Origin of the sequence: Micromonospora sp. NPDC049275 (assembly GCF_043197115.1) — a bacterium.
Taxonomy (GTDB): Bacteria; Actinomycetota; Actinomycetes; order Mycobacteriales; family Micromonosporaceae; genus Micromonospora.
Window position 1 is genome coordinate 386,221 of the sequence record NZ_JBICSN010000004.1, and the last position, 18,129, is coordinate 404,349.

Sequence of the window (18,129 nt, forward strand, 5' to 3'; positions counted from 1 at the left end):
GGTCAGGCCACGCGGGTGAGCACGCGGTGCTGCCACCACGGGCCCGCGGCGGCCAGCAGGACACCGATGAACAGGCCGATCCACAGCCAGACGTGCGGGACGTCCAGCGCGGTGGCGAGCGCAGTGCCGCCGATCAGCAGGGCCAGCACCAGCGCCGACCACAGCAGGGCCGCCGGGGAGGGGGAGAGCCGGGGGCGCACCGGCCGGCGCAGCAGGGCCGCTCCCCACCGGGTGTTGCCCGCCATGGAGAGGAGCAGCAGGAAGACGACGATGGTGAGGCCGTACGTGCGCAGGAAATCCGGATACCTGTCGGCGAGAACTCCGTAGGCCACGGCGAGGACACCGGCCGCGAGCCACGTCCATCGGGACCGGCTGGCTGCGGCCGCCGTCTGGCCTCGGCGTCGGTCGACGTCCCGCAGGGCCTCGCGCGCCTCTTCGGGCGTTGGGGTGGTGCTCATCAGGCGGCTCCTAGAGGGTATGGAAAGTACTTTCTCCTGTGGAAAGTTAACACTCACTTTCCATAGGAGCAAGTACTTGCCGGCTGGTGGAGCTGCCGCCCGGTCCTGATGGAACCGAGCGGCAGCGCCGGGAAGACTCACTCCGGGAGTTGGTAGAGGCGGTAGCGGGCGACGGTCTCGAAGCCGATCTGCCGGTACACCGGCTCGCCCTCGCTGCTCGCCTGGAGCGTGACGATCCGCCGCCCGGACTCGCGGGTGAGGCGCAGCGCCTCAAGGGTGAGCGCGGTCGCGATGCCGCGCCGACGAAAGTCGGGGTCGGTGGCGATGCAGTACAGCGCGCCGATGTCGGTGCCGAGCGACAGGGTGCACGTGCCGACGATGCGGCCGTCGATCGTGCCCGCGAGGCGGAGCACGTCCGGGTAGGCGAAGTTCAGCTCCCGGTCGACGACGAGTCCGCGGTCGCCGGGGATGCCGAGCGGCCCGGCGTACGCCTCGACGTACTCCCGCAGCTCGGACGGGTCGACGGCGAGCCCGATGCGCAGACCGGTCGGCGCCTCGACCTCGGCCACGGTGGTCACGTCCACGGCCATGACGGGCATGTCGGCGATCTGCTCCGCGCCGCGCTCGAGCAGGCCCTCGGCGGTACCCTCATCGCTGTCCGCGCCCACCCACCAGCCCCAGTGCGAGCCGGTCAGGTGCTTCCTCGCCTCCGTGATCGCCTCGTCGAGCGGCCGGTCACGAACGCGGAGGACCGCGTTGAGCAGCGGGTGGGGAACGTCGGTGCGATAGATCGGCAGGTCGGTGTCGGGGTCGGCGCCCGCCCAGCCGCACCAGTACCGGCGGTTGGCGGCGAGTTGCGGTTCCAGGTCGTGGATGGAGTACGTGTTCATACCCTCAGGACAGCGCTGGGCAGCCGGAAGTTCGATTCGCCGCGAAGAGAGTCTCCGGCCGGGCCGGACGCGGGGTGTGCAAAAGGCGCACCTCGCGCACCAGGCCGTCTTTCTCCCGCAGCAGCCAGGTCGCGCCGGGCGGGCAGTGGAACGGATCCTCCGGCGGGTTGATGAAGACGTTCTCCCAGATCGTGATGCCGGAGCCGGCCAGCACTCCGGTGATCCGGTGACTGACGCCGGATTCGTTGTCCTGCCGAATGACCGCGAAGACTGCTTCTCGCCCGATCGTCCGAGTGCCGTCCGGCCACCAGAAGACCATGTCCTCGGCCCAGCGCGCGGTCACCTTTGTCGGTGAGACGCCCTCGGCCACCGCCGACAGGATCGTCGCCGCCTCCTCGCGCCGCTCGGCGCGCAGAGCCCCGGTCCCGTCGTGCCGCTCGTCGCGTACGCGGGGAAGGATCTCGGCCAACTGCCGACGCGCCTCACTGAGGCGGCTGCGGACGGTACCGACCGGGGTCCCGCACAACTCGGCGATCTGCTCGTACGAGTTGTTCTCGGTGAAGTAGCGCAGCAACGCCACCGTCTGCGCGGCCGGCGACAACTGCTGCAGCCCGTGCCAGACCCAGTCCCGCGTGGCGCTGCGCTCGATCCGGGCGGCCGGGTCGTCGAGCCCCGAGGCGAGCAGGTTCTCACCTGCCACTCCGACCGGGACGGGCACGCGTGCGCGGAGCAACGTCCGGCAGTTGTTGCGCACGATGGCGTGCAGCCACGGCCGTACGGCGCGGGGGTCACGCAGCTCACCGATCCGGCCGAACGCCGCGATGGCCGCGTCCTGACAGGCGTCCTGGGCGTCGGGCCCGGCACCCAGAATGTGGTGCGCCACCGCCAGCATGCCGGCGTAGTGACTGTCGAACAGCAACGCGAAGCTGCGCGGATCGCCCTGCTGGGCGCCCCGGACCAGCTGCGCCGTGTCGCTGGCGGACACGGATCCCGAGGTCAAGAGGAGCATGCCGGAACGCTAGCTCGCACGCGGTGAAAACTTTCTTCGGCGGATCGAACTTTCGTCCCGGTGGTCGCGTCTGCTGAGCATGCGTATCGAGACAGGGCCGGACCATGGCATCGCCGAACCGGTCGAAACGTGCCGTGTTCAGCCCCGACGTCGGTTCTGCCGGTCCCGGCACTCGCCCCTCTTTCACGCCGCACGGAAGAACTACGGATTCAGTAACTGTCAACTGGGCCTGCGCCAACGGGTGCGCGACGGGGCCGTGGCGTGATCGTGGCGAAGAGCGACGCCCGCCCCGGTCGGGCGGGGGAACCATCGTCCCCGGGTGGACCACGCCTGCAGGTCATGGGGCCGCTACGTCTCTGGCACGGCGAGAACGAGGTCGCCACGGGCCCGCGGCAGCAACGCCGCCTGCTGGCGGTTCTCCTGGCTCGGGAGGGACGACCCACCAGCACCAGCGATCTGCTGGATCTGCTGTGGGGCCCGCAGACGCCGGCCAGCGCGGTGAACGTGATCCACAAGTACGTCGCCGCGCTGCGCCGCCTGCTCGAACCTGATCTGCCGGCACGCGCCGCCGGTTCCTACCTCCTCCGGCACGGCAACGGCTATCTCTTCGCGGCCGGGCCGGAGACGCTCGACCTCGTCGCGTTTCGCCGCGACGTGGCGGCGGCGCGGACCAGTCTGGGACAGGACAGCCCGCTCGACGCCCTCGATCACTACCTCGCCGCCCTGCGACGGTGCCACGGCTCGGCCGGGGACGACCTGGTCGACAGTGCCGCGGCGGCGGCGGTCCTCGCGGGCATCGACGGCGAGTTCTTCGACGCCGCCGTGGCGGCCGCCGCGGTGGCCGTACGCGTGCGGCAACCCGCCCGGGTGCTCGCCCCACTGCGGCTCGCGGCGGAAATGAGCCGGCTCAACGAACCGGTCCACGCGAGCCTCGTGACGACTCTCGCCGCGGCGGGCCAGCAGGCCGAGGCGTTGGCGGTCTACGGCGCGATCCGGACACGCCTCGACGAGGAACTCGGCATCGACCCCGGCTACCAGCTCCAGGACGCCCAGCGGCGAGCCCTCACCCAGACGGTGCTGCCACCCGCCGCGGACGTGGCCCCCGTGGTGTCCCGGCCGGTCCCGCTGATACGCCCGGCGCAGCTCCCGCCGGACCCACCCCTGTTCGTGGGCCGCGAATCGGAACTGCTGATCCTGCGCGACCTCACCACCGGGATGCGCGCCTCCGGACGGACCAGTCCGCTGGTGGTCGCGATGGACGGCATGGGTGGGGTGGGCAAGTCGACACTCGCCGCGCACTTCGCGCACCGGGTGGCCGACGAGTTCACCGACGGGCAGCTCTACCTCGATCTTCAGGGTCACCTCGGCGAGGACGAGGGCGTGTCGGCCGACCGGGCCGTGCGCTCGCTCCTGCACATGGTGGGCGTGCCCGCCGCCGACGTCCCCGAGACGTTCGACGCGCGAGTCGGGATGTACCGCAGCCTGACGGCCGGTAAGCGGATCCTGTTCCTGCTGGACAACGCCCGCGACGCCGCCCAGGTGCGCCCGCTGCTGCCGAACTCGGCGCAGAGTCTCGTGCTCATCACCGGTCGGCGCGCGCTTGTCGGCCTCGCCGCGTTCGACGGCGCCCACCTGCTCCGGGTCGACGTGCCCGACCTGCCGACGGCCCGTCGGCTTGTCGAACGCCGGTTCACCGGCCTGCCGAACCGGTCGACCGGAGGCGTCGCGTGTGAGACCGCCGACGAGATCATCGAACTGTGCGGCCGGCTCCCGCTGGCCCTGGCCATCCTGGCGGCCCGGATCGCCGCCCGCCCGCGGTTGTCACTCGCCACGATCGCCGCCGAACTGCGCGACGGCGCTCGTCGGCTCGAGGCGTTCCCGGGTGGCCGCGGCATGAACGATCCGCGTACCGCCTTCTCGTGGTCCTACCGGCAGCTCAGCCCGGGTGCCGCCCGGCTGTTCCGGCTCCTGTCGGTGGCCCCGCTGCCGGGTGTCACGGCCGAGGTCTGCGTGAGCCTCGACGACCGCGACCCCGACCGCACGCGCGCTGAACTTGCCGAGCTCATCGAGGCGGCCCTGGTTACCGAGCACGACGACGGCCGACTCACGTCGCACGTGCTCGTCAAGGCGTACGCCCAGGAGCTTTTCCAGGCCGAGGAGCCGGCGGCCGAGCGACAGGCGGCGGTCAGCCGCCTGTTGCAGCACTACCTGCACAGCAGTTTCCAGGCGCAGGTGGTCCTGGACCCGAACCGGCCGCCGATCGCGCCACCAGCGCCGCTGTCCGGTGTGGTCGCGGAGCGGCCGGGCACGTACGACGAGGCCATCGCGTGGTTCGGGCGCCACCGGGAGGTGCTCAAGGAGGCGGTGCGTCTGGCCGCCGACGTCGGGTACGGCATCGTGCCGTGGCAGCTCGCCCTCACGATGCAGCAGTATCTCCAGTGGGCCGGACGCTTCCAGGACTGGGAGGACGTCATGCGGGTCGCGCTGCGCGCGGCACGGGAGCGCCACGATGCCGTGGGGGAGGCGCACGTCCTGCGCAGCCTGGCCGGCGCGCGGCACTACTTCGGCGCCCACGACGAGGCGCTCGGCCTGCTCGGCGAGGCCGCACGGATCTACCAGGACCGGGACCTACGACTGGAACAGGCGTTGGTGCACAACAACTGCCATGAGGCGTTCAGCGCGCTGAACCAGCACGACCGTGCCCTCGACCACAGCATGCGTGCGCTGTCCCTGTTCCGCCTCCTCGACAATCGTCGGGGCGAGATGTCGAGCCTGTTGTTCAGCGGAAAATCGTTCACCGCCCTGGGCCAGGTCGAGAAGTCGGCCCAGGCGCTGCGGGAGGCCCTCGATCTCAACCAGCGGATCGGCCGCGCACACGAGGAGAGCGACATCCGGACCGCCATCGCGGACAACCTGGTCGTGACCGGACGCGTCGACGAGGCGGTTGAGCAACTGGAGTTGGCGGCGAACGCGGCCCGACGTGTCGGGAACCGCCCCTCGCAGTTCGACGCGCTACGGCAGATGGCCGACGTTCTCATCACCGCCGGTGATCAGCCGGGCGCGCAGCGGGCGTACGAGCGTGCCGGCGCGGTTCTGCGGGAGTTGCAGGACGGCGGCACCGACGGCATGCGCGCCTCGGTCACCCGCCTCGCCGCGAAGTTGGCGTGACCGAAGCTGTTCGCTCGCACAGGCCCTAGGTGCGGGTTTGTCGTGCCGGGGGCGGGGAAGCCGAATTCCGTTCGTGGGCCCTCAGCGCCCCGACACCAGTGCGGATGAGGAGTGCCCATGAAGGCTGTCGTCTATCACGGCATCGGTGACATTCGAGTCGACGATGTGCCGGAGCCCCGCATCGAACAGCCCACGGACGCGATCGTCCGGATCACCACGGCGGCGATCTGCGGCACCGACCTGCACTTCGTACGCGGCACGATGTCCGGGATGAAGCCGGGGAAGGTGCTCGGCCACGAGGGCGTCGGGGTGGTCGAGGAGGTGGGCGCGCAGATCCACAGCTTCAAGCCGGGCGACCGGGTGGTGATCTCGGCGGTGCTGGGCTGCGGATCCTGCGGCTACTGCCGCCGGGGCCTCTTCGCGCAGTGCGACAACGCCAACCCGTACGGGCCGCGCTCCGGCACCGCCTCGTTCGGCTCACCCGAGGCGCAGGGCCCGTTCAACGGCTTGCAGGCCGAGTACGCCCGGGTCCCCTTCGCGCACACCAACCTGGTCCGCCTCCCGGAGAACGTCACCGAGGCGCAGGCCATCACCCTGTCCGACATCTACCCCACCGGCTACTTCGGGGCGGTGCTCGCCGACGCCAGCGACGGCAAGATCGTCACCGTCTGGGGTTGTGGCCCGGTGGGCCAGTTCGCCGTCCTCTCCGCGTACCAGCGCGGCGCGTCCCGGGTGATCGCGATCGACGGGCACGCGGACCGGCTGGAACACGCCCGTCGGCGAGGGGCAGAGGTGATCAACTTCAACGAGGTCGATCCGGTCGTCGCGATCATGGAGTTGACGGACGGTATCGGGGCCGACTGCGCCATCGACGCCGTCGGAGTGGACGGTGAGAGCCCGAAGTCGGGTCCAGCCGCCGGTCGGGACGACGAGCGCAACGCCGAGGACCAGCGCAAGATCTCCCCGAATCTCGACAGCCAGGGCCAGGATGGACACTGGAAGCCGGGTGACGCGCCGAGCCAGGCGCAGACCTGGGCGGCCGAGAGCCTCGCGAAGGTGGGCACGCTCGGGATCGTCGGGGTCTATCCGCCGACCGACCGGTTCTTCCCGATCGGCACCACCATGGCCCGCAACCTGACCGTCCGCGCCGGCAACGGCAACCACCCCAGGTACATCCCGAAGCTGCTGGACATGGTCGCGTCCGGTCAGGTCCGTCCGGAGGACGTCGTGACCGAGCACGAGCCGCTCACGGACGCGATCGAGGCATACCGCGAATTCGATCTGCGTAGCCCCGGCTGGCTGAAGGTCGCCCTGCAGGCCACCTGAGCCCACGTGCGACGACGGTTGCGACACCGGGCCTGAACCGATCGCGGACCTGCTCCGTGTGAGTGGCGAACGGCTTCCGGACCTCCTGGAAGCCGGGTGATCGCTGGAGAAACCCGATGATGCGCAACCACGTGACTCCCCTCATCGCCGTGCTGGCCGTCGGCGCGGCGACCCTCACGGCGTGCGGCTCGAGCCAGGTGCCGCCAGGTCCGGCCCGGGCCGCCGACCTGAACGGCAGCCAGGCGGCGTCCCCGACGGGCGGGGACGGCGTCGCCCTCCTGTCCGGCACCGCGAAGTCCAACAACGCGGCGGCCGGCACCGGTGACTGGGCGACGCCCAACGGTGGGGTCGCCACCGGAGACGCCCGCGAATCCGCACAACGGTGGGTGCAGGTGACGGCGGGTAAGGCGGGCAAGCTCGACCCGGTGGTGGTCAACGGCGCCGGGCTGACCCTCTACCGCTTCGACAAGGACAGCAACAAGCCGCCGGTCTCGAACTGTGCCGGCGACTGCGCCACCACCTGGCCGCCTGTCACCGTCGCGTCCGCCGGCAAGATCTTCGTCGCGGGGATCAAGGCGGCCGACGTCGGTACGATCCCGCGCCCGGACGGCAGTCGGCAGGTCACCATCGGCGGTTGGCCGGTCTACCGGTTCGCCAAGGACACCAAGCCGGGTGACACCAACGGCCAGGGCGTCGGGAACACCTGGTTCGGCGTGACCGCTACCGGCGGGAAGGCAGGCGTGTCCGGTGGCGAGCAGTCCGCGCCGGACGCCTCGCCCGCGCCGCCGGCCACCAGCGCGGTCCTCTTCGACGACCCCGACTTCGGCGACGGCGCGGGCTCGCAGGGCGTCGCCGGCACCGGCTGCCGGAACCTGAGCCGGCCGGGCGTCTCCTCGTCGGTGGCGGCCCCCGGCTCGCTCAAGCTCTGGGCCGGCCCGGACTGCACCGGCCGCTCGAAGGTGATCAACGGGGACGTCGCGGACCTGGGAACAGTCGACTTCGACAACGCGGTCGTCTCGGTCCGCCTGGGCTGACCCGGGACGGCACGCCTCGCGCCGGCTCAGCCACTGGCTGGGCCGGCGCACTGCTGTCCGCTGGCCGCCGGGCCCAACAAAAATGCGGCCCGGGGCCGCGTTCGTCGGCGTTCGGCTGTCCGCTCGCCCGCCGGACCGGTGTGGCGGGCGGGCGTCGCTAGAGCTTCGCGCTGACGTACGCCATGCCGTCGGTGGTCTCCACCCGGACACCGTCGATCTCGGCCACGTCGATCAGGGCACTGCCGTCGAGGGTGACGCCCTCGGCGGCCCCGCGCTCCGACACCAGCCAGCTGCCCGCCAGCACCGTGCCGCCGTCCCTGCCGACGATCAGCAGGCGGCAGCGTTGACCCTGCGGAATGCCGGAAACCGTGGCGCGGACGCGTACCCAGCCGGTGGCCGGCTGCACGGCCACGGCCAGGCGAGCCCCGGTGCCCGGGTCGGAGGCGCTTGTGGAACGGGCCGGACGGTCGGCCGCGCTGCTCGGGGACGCCGGCTCCGGCTGCGCGGTCGCGTCCTTCGCCGGGTCGTTCGCGGGACCGAGGACCACACCGCCGAGGACCGCGGAGGCGACGACCGCCGCCGCGACACCCGTCAGCGCGTGCCGGCGGCGCCGCTGGTCGCCAGCCTCGCCGCGGATCTGTCGCAGGGTGCGCTGCCACAGGAGATCGCCGTCCTCAGGCGGGCCGTCGAGCAGCATCACGTCGGGTACGTTCTCGAGCGCGTCCGCCCACGTCCGCAGCGACTCGACCTCGGCCCGGCACCGGGCACAACCCGCCAGGTGCTCCTCGGCTCGGCGGGTCGCCTCCGGGTCGAGTGCCCCCAGCAGGTATCCGCCGATGTCGAGCTGGTCGGCGTGCGGCGATGAGCTGTCCGATGTCATGAGGCAGGCCGTTCCACCCCGGCGGGACGCTCGGCGAGATCGCGGAGTGCCCGGAGTGCGTAGTAGGAGCGTGACTTCACGGTGCCCGGCGGGATTCCGAGTGCCTGGGCGGCTTCCGCGACTGTACTCCCGCGCAGGTACACCTGCTCAAGCACCTGACGGTGGTCCGGGGACAGGCGACTGAGCGCGTCCGTCACCACGATCGAGGTCACCACCTGGTCGGCGTGGTCACGTTCGACAGCCGACTCCGTCGGGCTCTCCGGCACCTCGGGCGGCCGCGCGTTGCGGGCGCGTACGGTGTCGGTCACGATGTTGCGGACGACAGTCAGCAACCAGCCGCGCACCGAGCCCTTGCCGTTGACCAGGCTGTCGGGGTGACGCCAGGCGCGCACCAGCGCCTCCTGGACGACGTCCTCCGCGGCCGCGCGGTCCCGGGTCAGCTGTGTCGCGTAGGCGAGCATCGCGCGTCCGTGCTCCTCGAATATGGACCGGACCAGTGCCTCGCCTGCCACCTCGCGCCGACGAACAGGTCCCGATCCCGCCATAGCTACCACCCTTTGCTGACCCTTGCGTCGCCGGCGTTGTCGCCGGGTGCCCACGGGTTCTCAGGATGCACGCGCCGTTTCCCGCGCTTGTTGATCTACAGAGGATTTGTCTGTTGACCCACGTCGAGGCCGAATCGAGATGTTGACGATCGCCGTTGCGCGCTCGGCGGCCGGGCCCCCGCTGGGCTCGGACGACACGTCCGAGCCCAGCGCGGTGCGGCGTTAGCGGGTCGACGGCGACGCTTCGCCGCCCTGCGGGTCGTCCTCGACGACGACATCCCGCAGCGCGTCGGCGAACAGGCGCATGGCACGGTGACCGCCCGGGTTCAGCAGCACGTCGACGCCGTCCGGCAGCAGCGTCAGCAACTCGTCCAGGTCGACCTGCCGCCAGCCGGCCGCATCCACCCGCGCCTGGTCCGCGGCGCCGGTCGCGACGAGCACGCAGGGGGCGTCGTCCGGCGCCGACGCCACGATGACGTCACCGGCGCTGTCCACCGCGACGTCCACCAGGCTGTCCCGCAGCGCCAGGAGCACCGCGTCGACGCCGGCGCGACCGGTGGCGACAAGCCTCGCCGCGGCGTCCACCGGGCTGGTGGGCGCCTTCGGATCCTCCGGCCGATACAGGGGGTTGGGCGTGAACCGGCCGACGGCGCCGTCCGGCTCCACCAGCCAGCCACCGACGATGGCCTCCACCGGTGGCACCTGCGCCGCGTCCTCGTCGGCGGGCTCGGTCCACCCCGCGTCCGTCAACAGCATCCAGTTCCGCTGGCGTACGCCCTCGTCCTGCTCGTTCATGAACTCGCCCCCTCGGTGTTCGGATTGATGCGTCTGAATTTGCCGCCGTTCTCCACCGCCAACGTCGCGATGTTTCCGCCCTCGGCGGTCAACAGCCCGTCCACGTCCACGCCCTCGGTGGTGACGACCGTCTCGTTCGCCGCGAAGATCCGCCGCTGGCTGCCGAGATCGCGCATGGCGTTGGCGAAGTCCTGCCCCCCGGTGCCCGCGGTGTTGCCGAAGTTGCAGGAGATCATGGCGATCGATTTCCCCGGGTCCGAGGCGGAGTTGCTGGCCTTGAAGATCTCGTTGTGATGCAGGACCTTCGCGAACTGCCGACCCGAAACGTGCAGCACGGCGCCGTTCTTCAGCCGCACCGCGGCGCCGTTCGGGTTGCCGTGCACGATGACCAGGGTGGGCTCGCTCTTGAGTCGGGCCCAGGGCGCGATGTCGAACTCGTTGTTCACGAAGTTGGTCTCCTTCCCGGGCAGGCGTCGGATCGCCTTGGTCCCGGGTTCGGCGATCGTCCCGCCGATGTTCCTGCCGAAGGCGAGGTTGGCGTCGGTCCGGGCCCAGCTCGTGAAGCTGTCGTTGTCGGTGGCCCTGCTCGGGAAGAGCACACCGATCTGTTTCCCGTTGTTGTCCACCAGCGGGGTGGATTCGACGTCCGAGGCGTGGAACGTCTTCAGGTGCCCCTTGCTGTTCTGGCCGAGGATGAGTGTCGGATCGTTCGCCTGCTTCTTCCGGGCGTTCTTGAGATCCCGGGCGAACCGCAGGTCGAACAACTTGTCGTCGATCCGGTTGAACACACCCTTGATGGCCTTGCCGATGCCGACCTCGGTGACCTTCGCGTCGATGCTGCGACCCGGTGCGGCGGCGGCGCCTCCGGTGACCTCCCTGGTGCTGTCCTTGATGCCGTCGGCAATCTTGCCGGGGCGTACCTTGCCCAGCTTGCTGGCGAGCTTGATGACCCGGCTGACGATCCGTCCACCCGGAACCAGGCCGAGCGCCAGCCCACCGGCGGCGAGGGCGATCTCGGCCGGATCACCGCCGAGGGCGGCCGCGGCGAGTTCGATGCCGCCGGAGAGGAAGCCGATCGCCGAACCGAGGGGCGGGAAGATGAACGACGCGACCACCGACAGGACGTCCAGGATCGTGGTGATCCATTCGATCACCGTGCTCTGGAGGAAGTCGACGAACGCGTGGAACGCCTCGACGATCTTGTCCCAGAGGGAGCGTTGCGGTGCGTCCTTCGCCAGTTGGTTCAGTGTCTCCGCGGCGGTCCGGGCCGCCTGGTCGCGCAGGGCGGTCGCCTGGCCGAGTAGTGCCTTCGCCCCGTCCAACGCCTGTTGGGCGTCGGCCGCCCGGCTCCGGGCGGCGCTCGCGTCGTCGGTGACCTGCTCCTTAGCGTCCGGGGCGGTTGCGGTGTCGGCGTTCATCGTGACAAGCGCCGCCACCGCCGAGGCGACCGACGCCTGAGCCGCGCTCTGGTCTCCGGCCGCCTGCCGCGCCTGGTCGAGAGCACGCAGCGACATCGTCTGCGCCTCCTCCAGCGATGGCAGATAGCGCAGGTAGGCGTCCGCCGCCGCGGCGTAGGAGTTCGCCATCCCGTCCAGGCGCCCGGGCAGCTTGCCGATCAGATCGCGGAAGGCATCCATCGCCTTGCCCTGGCCGACGTCGACCTGGCTTCCGGACGCGAGCAGGTCGTGGGCCTCCTGGGTGGTTCTGGCGAGTTCCTGGTATGCCCGGGTGATCTCCTCAAAGGACTCGGAGTCACCCGGCACGGGATCTGAATCGAGCTGCAACACGGACCACTCGGCGTCGCCCGGACGCGTCATGACGAACCTCCCCATCGCATCGTCAGGCCGGCGCCCGAACCGTCCGCCGGGAGCCGAGTCGCACACGTAGCTCGACGGAGATCGGTTCACCCGCTGAACCGCACCGGCCGCCGATCCGTGTACGGCGCAGTTGCCGTGACGGTCTGGAGGGTGCGGAGATGAGCGAACGGGATGGCAGGCCGGCGGGGGAGTGGGCGCGATGAGCGTGATCCACGTACCCGGCGCGGAGCTGGAGCGGGTCCACGAACTGCTGCGGCGCACGAAGGAGCTGATGGACAGCGCGTCGATCAGGTCGATGGGCGCGGTCGTCGACACGCTCGGGCAGCGCAATCTGGAGGATGCCGCCCACCACTTCGAGAAGCGGTGGGGCGACGGCCGGCACGTCGTGGCCAAGGACCTCGAAGGGGTACGCGACGCCGCCAAGGCCGTCGCCGACGCCTTCCGGGAGGCCGACACGCAGACGGTCAACGCGTTGACGGCTCCGGCTGAGGGGGCGGCGCCGTGAGCGCGACGGACACCCATGCTCCCGCTCCGACCCCGACCGGTTTCGAGCTGCGTACGCCGCAGGCGTGGGTCGACTTCTCGACGGCCGACGAGGCGAGCGAGAACCGGCTGGGCGAGGAGGCACGAGGGCACGCCCTGGCCGCCGAGTTCACCGCCGACCAGGCCGAACGGTTCGCGGAGCAGGTGCGCCGGTCGGTACGCGAGGCCCGGCGCTCCGGCGCGGTCCACGCGGCCGGCGTCTTCCAGCTGTACGAGGACGGTCCGCTGACCGCGACGGTGCTGGTCGCGGTGGCCACCCCGCCGGCCAACGGCGACATCCTCGGTGCGCTGACCGCGGTGGGGCAGCCCGCCCGCGCCGACGGGACCTGGCGGCGGGTGACCACCGCGGTGATTCCCGGGATCGGCACGGTCGGCCGGGTGTACGGCATCCAGAACGTCGCCCAGGACGGCGCGACGATGCGGTGCGCGGTGATGCACACGGTCGTGCCGATGCCGGGCTCGGCGGACGTCGTGGTGGTCACCGGATCGAGCCCGAACCTCGCGGAGGCCGAGGAGATCTTCGAACTCTTCGGCACGATCACCGAGACGCTGACGTTCACCTGGGACGACGACCTTCCGGAGCTGACCGCCCCCGCGGAGTCCACGGGGGAGTCCTCGGCGGACGCGTGACCCGCCGAGACAGGTCAGGGGGACACCGCGATCCGGTGTCCCCCTGACCGTTTCGGCTACGGCCCGCCTACCTCACTCCTGGGCCGCCAGGGCCCGCGGCTCGGCCACGTCGGGCGTCACCAACGCCCGAAGCGCCGCCGGATCGGTCCGGGGCACCTGCACCAGGCGGACGGTGCCGTCGCCCAGGTGCAGCAACGCCCGGCCCAGACGTCCCACGCCGAGCTGGCCACGGCTCAGCTTGGCGCCGATGAGCTCTCCGTCGCCGAGGCCCTGAGGGCTGAGCAGCGCACCCTGCCGGTTGCGTCGGGCGTCGACGTGCCAGCCGCCGAATCCGCCGGACAGTCCGTCGATGGTGCCGGCCATGATCAGCCCGAGGCCCCGCTCGGTGCCGGCCCGTGCGATCTCCCCGAGGTCGCTTCCCGCATCGCACTTGAGCAGCAACTCGGCGTCGTCCAGCACGACCACTGCCGGCCCGTTCCGGTCCTTGAGCGCCGCCGCCAGTCCGGCGGAGGTGAGGTTCTCGCTCGCCACCAGGTCGAGCACCCCCGGCAGGCCGGCCAGTTCGCGCAGTGGTGATCTGCGGGGTGCCGCCACGACCACAGGCGTCCCCCTGCGCAGCAGGTCCGCGACCATCGTCAGCAGTGCGGTGCTGCGACCCGAGCGCGGCGGCCCGGCCAGCACCAGGCTCGGAATGACCGACAGATCCGGTCCGAGCGCGGCGAGTTCGTCGCCACCGACGCCCACCATCGTCCACAGTGGTCCGTCGGGCCGGGCGAGCGTCTCGGTGTCGGCCAGGGTCAGCTCGTCCGGCAGCACGTCGATCCGGAACGGGCGGCTGGCGGCCGCGAGGTCCGCGTCCCGCTGCCGGGCCGCCTCGGCGATCTCGGCGAGGGCGCGCGCCTGCCCCTGACCGGACACGTCGTCGCCGAGCAACGCGATCTGCGCCTCGGCGCCGTCGGACGCCCGGATCGCGCGGCCCGCCTCGATCTCGTCCGGCAACTGCCGATGGTTGATGCCGACCATGCTGTAGTCGCCGCGTTCGGTCAGCCGCAGCACGAGCTTGTCGTCGGTGGTGGACGAGATACGGCTGGAGAACATTGCCCGGTCGCCCGCGAGCACCACGTGGATGCCCGCCCCGGCGCCCTCGCGCAGCAGCGTCAGCAGCCCGGCCATGATCGTGCCGTTGTCGTAGTCGGCGAAGGTCTTGTCGAAGACCTCGAACCGATCCACGAGCAGCAGGATGTGTGGCGGTCGCTCGCCCTCGGCCACGCCGGCCCGGTACTCCACCATGCTCGCCGAGCCGCTGGCGGCGAGCAGTTGCTGCCGTCGGCCCAGCTCCGCGACGAGGCGGGCGAACAGCCGACCGAGCCGTTCCGCCTCGGTGCGCTGCACCACCGCCCCGCAGTGCGGCAGGCCGTTGAGGGCGAGCAGCGCCCCGTTGCCGCAGTCCACCCCGTAGAGGTGGACGTCCGCCGCCGAGTGGACGCGGGCGAGTGCGCCGCTGATGGTTCGCAGCGTCTGCGATCGGCCGCTGCGCGAGGAGCCGACGATGTGCAGGTGCCCGAGCGTCCCGAGGTCCAGCGCCAGGGGCACCTGGTCCTGCTGTGCGGGAAGGTCCACCAGCCCGTACGCGACCGCCGGGAGGTGGTAGTCGCCGGCGCGGGCCGGCGGCAGCGCGTCCACGGACAGCTTCGCCGGCAGCGCGGGCAGCCAGGGGCTGTGCTGCGCCGGGATGGCGAGCCGTTCGCTGGCATCCCTGATCGCCGCCACGAGCACCGCGAGGTCGGTCAGTTCGGCGGACGGTTCCGCCTCGCCGCTGCGACGGCGAGGCGCCGGGCGGCCGAGATCCGGCCAGGAGAGCGGCGCCAGCCACGGCGCCGGCCGGGCGGTGGTGCGCGCGCCGGGGCGGAACCCGCCGACCCGTCCCGCCTGGAACGGCACCAGCGACGACTGGGCGAGACGGACGAAGGCGCGGCCGGGCGTCGACTTCGAGATCGAGGCCGCGTCCGGGGCGTTCAACACGTCCTGGCTCTCGCTGCTGTCGGTGACCCGCAGGGCGATGCGCAGGTTGGTGTTGGCCCGGATCTCCGGCGACACCACGCCACCCGGCCGCTGGGTCGCGAGCACCAGGTGGATGCCGAGCGACCGGCCCCGCTGCGCGATGTTGACCAGACCGGTCACGAAGTCGGGCAGATCACGCACCATCGACGCGAACTCGTCGATCACGATGAGCAGCCGCGGCATCGGGATGCGCGACGGCTCGCGACGCAGCAGTTCGACGTAGTCGTCGATGTCCTTCGCCCCGGCTTCGGCGAGGATGTGCTCGCGTCGCCGCAGCTCCGCCGAGAGGGAGGTCAGCGCCCGACTCACCAGGTGGGTGTCCAGGTCGGTCACCATGCCCACCGTGTGTGGCAGGAGGACGCAGTCCTTGAAGGCGCTGCCACCCTTGTAGTCGACAAGGACGAACGTCATCGCGTCCGGTCGGTTGGCGACGGCGAGTGAGGCGACGAGAGTCTGCAGCAGCTCCGACTTGCCGGAGCCTGTGGTGCCGGCGACCAGGCCGTGCGGTCCGTCGCGTTTCAGGTCGAGGGCGAACGGCCCGTCCAGCGACACCCCGAGCACGGCCTCGGTGGTCCGCCCGCCGGAGGTCCACCGGGCCGTCACGGCGTCCGGCTCCGGCGGTTCCATTCCGAGTACGTCGAGCAGCCGGCTCGCGCCGGGCAGGGCGCTCTCCTCGTCGGCGCCACCGATGTCCCGCAACGGAGCCAACGCCCGCGCCACCCGGTGCAGCCACTCGGGCGAGACGACGTCCGGGTGGATGTCGTCGACCGGGGCCGCGAGGGTCTGCGTCACCAGCAGTGATCCGTCGGGCTGCTGGGCGATGACCGCCTGGCACTCCTCGGGCAGCAGCCGCTCCTCGGCGTCCACGCAGATGGCGTACACACCGACCGACGGACCCTCCCGCAGGATCTGCGTGACACCGGGCAGGGACCGCAGCTTCCGTGCCCCGTCGAGCACCACGAGGATGTCGCGAAACGCCCCGTCGGCCCGCTCGCCGGACCGGGCCGAGATGATCGTCACCAGTTCGCCGACCCGGCGGGCCAGTGTCGGGGTGTCGGTGCCGACGGTGGCGAGGGTGTCCTGACCGTCGCGGGGCCGCAGGTGGGGCAGCCAGCCGGCCCACGCCCAGCCCTGCTCGTCGTCGGCGCCGCAGAGCAGGTAGATCTGCAGGTCCTCCGGGCTGTGCAGGGCACCGGCCTGGGTCAGCATCCACCGGGCCGTCGTGCGCGCGATGGCGCCCCCGGCCACTCCCACGACGCCGTGCTTGCGTACCGGCACGGTCGCCGGCACGTCGAGGGCGAGCCACCGGACCTCGCGCCGGTTCTCGTCCTGGCTCAGGTCCCGCAGCACCACCTCGGACGGCAGGTCCGCGCTGCCGACCCGCAGCTCGAGGAAGTCGGGGTCGGTGCGGCGTCGCTCCCAGAGCCGACGCTGCGGCCCGACGGCGATCAGCGCCATCGCCGCCGGGTCGGGGAAGTTGTTCCGGCGGGCCAGCCGTTCGGTGGTCAGCGCCTCCTGCGCCTCGCCGCTGATGCGCGCCTTCTTCTTCTCGTACTCGGCGAGCCGTGAGCGGTACGTGGCCCGGCCCTGGCGACGCGCGCCGATCTGGCCCGCGACCAGCACCAGCGGCGACAGGATGGCGAAGAGCAACGTGAGCGGGTTGCGGGTGACGACGAACGCGGCGCCGGAGAGCAGGACCGGCGCCAGCACGGTGATCAGGGTGAGCGGCCGCCGTTCGGGCGGCGCCGGAGGCCCGGGGAGGGTGAACTGGGTGGTCCGCGCCGCGGGCAGCAGTCGTGGCGGACGGTTGTAGTCGAGGCCGGTGCGGTCCTCCGAGATCTGGAGTGCGGCCTCCTCCCGAACCGGGCGACGAAGCTCCAGCAGGGACGAGCCCACGGCGAGTTGCGCGCCGGGCACCCAGACAGGCTCGTCCTCGACCTCCACCCGGTCGAGCAGCAACCCGGGCCCGATCGGGTGCAGCCGGCACTCGCCGTCCTCGCTCACCAGAACCCGCGCGAGCGCGGGAGCGAGCGGGTCGTCGTTGAGACGTACGTGGTCGTCGTCGGCGACGCCGAGGGCGTGCTCACCGACGTCGAGCGGGAACAGGCTGCCGGCGCCCAGGCCGCTGACGACCCGGATCTCCAGCGGGCTCGGCGGTCGCGGCGGCGACACGGGTGCCGGGCGGTCCAGTTCGAGCACGCTGCCCTGCCACAGCGGCGCGTCGGCGAGGGTGAGCCCGGGATCCAGCGGAGCGCCGGCGACGAACAGCGTCGGCGGTCGGCCGCCGGGTTCCGGACGGCGCTGGGCCAGCACCTCGGCGAGCTCCGCGACTGTGGAGTCGAGGGCGGCCTCGACCTGGTAGTCGGTGGCGGGGGTGGACTGGTCCGTCACGGTGAGCAACAGGCGCACGCGTATCTCCTGGTCGGATGATCCGTCGGGAACACGGCTGGGGCCGCGTGGTGAGTGCGCACCACGCGGCCCCGACCGTTCGTTCGTCAGCGGCTGAGGCTGGCGGCGGTCTGCGTGTCGGTCTCGGAGAAGGCGTCGCTGACCTGCGTGAGGTACTGGCTGATGCCCTCCATGCCGTGCAGGGTCTGGTCGACGCTGCCCTTGTACTCCTCGAAGTACGGCCCGAACTGCTGCTGCGCGCCCGGGGTGTTGTAACCACCCTGGATCAGAGTGTCGATCTTGCTCTTGGCCTGGGTCATCCCGTCCAGCAGCGTCTGCATGTTCTGCTGCAGCCAGCTCGCGGACTCCTGGATGTCCTCACTGACGATGTGGTACGTGGCCATGTCGCCCTTCCTTGTCCTGGTCGGTGGCCCGGCGAGGCGTTCCCCTCGTGGACCGTCTTGCGCCGATGCCGCCACCCACACGGATGCGCGCGCCATCCGGTTCAGGGCGCGGTGGATTCCGTCGCGGGCCCGGTCCGGTGGCGGCGCTGAACCGTTTCGTGAGGTCGTCCGTGTGGGTGCC

General features: G+C 71.5%; 14 protein-coding genes. 5 read left to right on the forward strand and 9 right to left on the reverse strand.

What is annotated here, in order from left to right; translation table 11 throughout:
* Positions 1-2: 2 nt before the first annotated feature.
* The 3 genes from ACGFIE_RS16645 to ACGFIE_RS16655 all read right to left on the reverse strand — a co-directional run bounded on the left by ACGFIE_RS16645 (position 3) and on the right by ACGFIE_RS16655 (position 2,357).
* Positions 3-458 carry a hypothetical protein gene (locus ACGFIE_RS16645; protein ID WP_393295324.1) on the reverse strand — a complete coding sequence of 152 codons (456 nt, stop codon included), beginning with the start codon at positions 456-458 and terminating at the stop codon, positions 3-5.
* A 137-nt stretch (positions 459-595) separates the two neighbouring features.
* Positions 596-1,348 (reverse strand): GNAT family N-acetyltransferase, encoded by a 753-nt coding sequence (locus ACGFIE_RS16650; RefSeq protein ID WP_393295327.1) that lies wholly within the window; start codon positions 1,346-1,348, stop codon positions 596-598.
* 4 nt (positions 1,349-1,352) lie between these two features.
* Positions 1,353-2,357 (reverse strand): RNA polymerase sigma factor, encoded by a 1,005-nt coding sequence (locus tag ACGFIE_RS16655; RefSeq protein ID WP_393295330.1) that lies wholly within the window; start codon positions 2,355-2,357, stop codon positions 1,353-1,355.
* Positions 2,358-2,696: 339 nt separating this feature from the next.
* On the opposite strand from ACGFIE_RS16655, the gene ACGFIE_RS16660 reads away from it, so the two are divergent.
* The 3 genes from ACGFIE_RS16660 (at position 2,697) to ACGFIE_RS16670 (ending at position 7,885) form a co-directional block, all read left to right on the forward strand.
* Positions 2,697-5,525: a BTAD domain-containing putative transcriptional regulator gene (locus ACGFIE_RS16660; protein WP_393295333.1), complete on the forward strand. Its 2,829-nt coding sequence runs from the start codon at positions 2,697-2,699 to the stop codon at positions 5,523-5,525.
* 117 nt (positions 5,526-5,642) lie between these two features.
* Positions 5,643-6,851: an alcohol dehydrogenase catalytic domain-containing protein gene (locus tag ACGFIE_RS16665; protein WP_358149187.1), complete on the forward strand. Its 1,209-nt coding sequence runs from the start codon at positions 5,643-5,645 to the stop codon at positions 6,849-6,851.
* A gap of 116 nt (positions 6,852-6,967) precedes the next feature.
* Positions 6,968-7,885, forward strand: coding sequence for a hypothetical protein (locus ACGFIE_RS16670; RefSeq protein ID WP_393295336.1), 918 nt, complete (start codon positions 6,968-6,970; stop codon positions 7,883-7,885).
* Positions 7,886-8,042: 157 nt separating this feature from the next.
* Here the strand turns inward: ACGFIE_RS16670 and ACGFIE_RS16675 are convergent, their stop codons facing one another.
* The 4 genes from ACGFIE_RS16675 to ACGFIE_RS16690 all read right to left on the reverse strand — a co-directional run bounded on the left by ACGFIE_RS16675 (position 8,043) and on the right by ACGFIE_RS16690 (position 11,922).
* Complete coding sequence (locus ACGFIE_RS16675) at positions 8,043-8,765, reverse strand: zf-HC2 domain-containing protein (protein WP_393295339.1); 723 nt, start codon at positions 8,763-8,765, stop codon at positions 8,043-8,045.
* The gene (locus ACGFIE_RS16680; RefSeq protein ID WP_393295342.1) at positions 8,762-9,310 is read right to left on the reverse strand and encodes a sigma-70 family RNA polymerase sigma factor; all 549 of its coding nucleotides are present in this window, start codon (positions 9,308-9,310) and stop codon (positions 8,762-8,764) included. The genes ACGFIE_RS16675 and ACGFIE_RS16680 overlap by 4 nt, the downstream gene beginning before the upstream one ends.
* Positions 9,311-9,532: 222 nt before the next feature.
* Positions 9,533-10,105, reverse strand: a complete 573-nt coding sequence (locus ACGFIE_RS16685; protein WP_393295345.1) for a type VII secretion system-associated protein — start codon at positions 10,103-10,105, stop codon at positions 9,533-9,535.
* A complete protein-coding gene (locus ACGFIE_RS16690; RefSeq protein ID WP_393295348.1) occupies positions 10,102-11,922 on the reverse strand; it encodes a hypothetical protein in 1,821 nt (606 codons plus the stop codon). Before ACGFIE_RS16690 ends, ACGFIE_RS16685 begins: the two co-directional genes overlap by 4 nt.
* 199 nt (positions 11,923-12,121) lie before the next feature.
* Here ACGFIE_RS16690 and ACGFIE_RS16695 point away from each other — a divergent pair, with 199 nt between their 5' ends.
* Together ACGFIE_RS16695 and ACGFIE_RS16700 are read left to right on the forward strand one after the other, a co-directional pair.
* On the forward strand, positions 12,122-12,427 hold the full coding sequence (locus ACGFIE_RS16695; protein WP_393295351.1) for a hypothetical protein: 306 nt from the start codon (positions 12,122-12,124) through the stop codon (positions 12,425-12,427).
* Complete coding sequence (locus ACGFIE_RS16700) at positions 12,424-13,095, forward strand: hypothetical protein (protein WP_393295353.1); 672 nt, start codon at positions 12,424-12,426, stop codon at positions 13,093-13,095. The genes ACGFIE_RS16695 and ACGFIE_RS16700 overlap by 4 nt, the downstream gene beginning before the upstream one ends.
* Positions 13,096-13,167: 72 nt before the next feature.
* Here ACGFIE_RS16700 and ACGFIE_RS16705 read toward each other — a convergent pair whose 3' ends face one another.
* Complete coding sequence (locus tag ACGFIE_RS16705) at positions 13,168-17,565, reverse strand: FtsK/SpoIIIE domain-containing protein (RefSeq protein WP_393295355.1); 4,398 nt, start codon at positions 17,563-17,565, stop codon at positions 13,168-13,170.
* An 86-nt stretch (positions 17,566-17,651) separates the two neighbouring features.
* Entirely contained in the window at positions 17,652-17,948 is a 297-nt protein-coding gene (locus ACGFIE_RS16710) for a WXG100 family type VII secretion target (protein WP_007457407.1), read from the reverse strand.
* Positions 17,949-18,129: the final 181 nt, after the last annotated feature.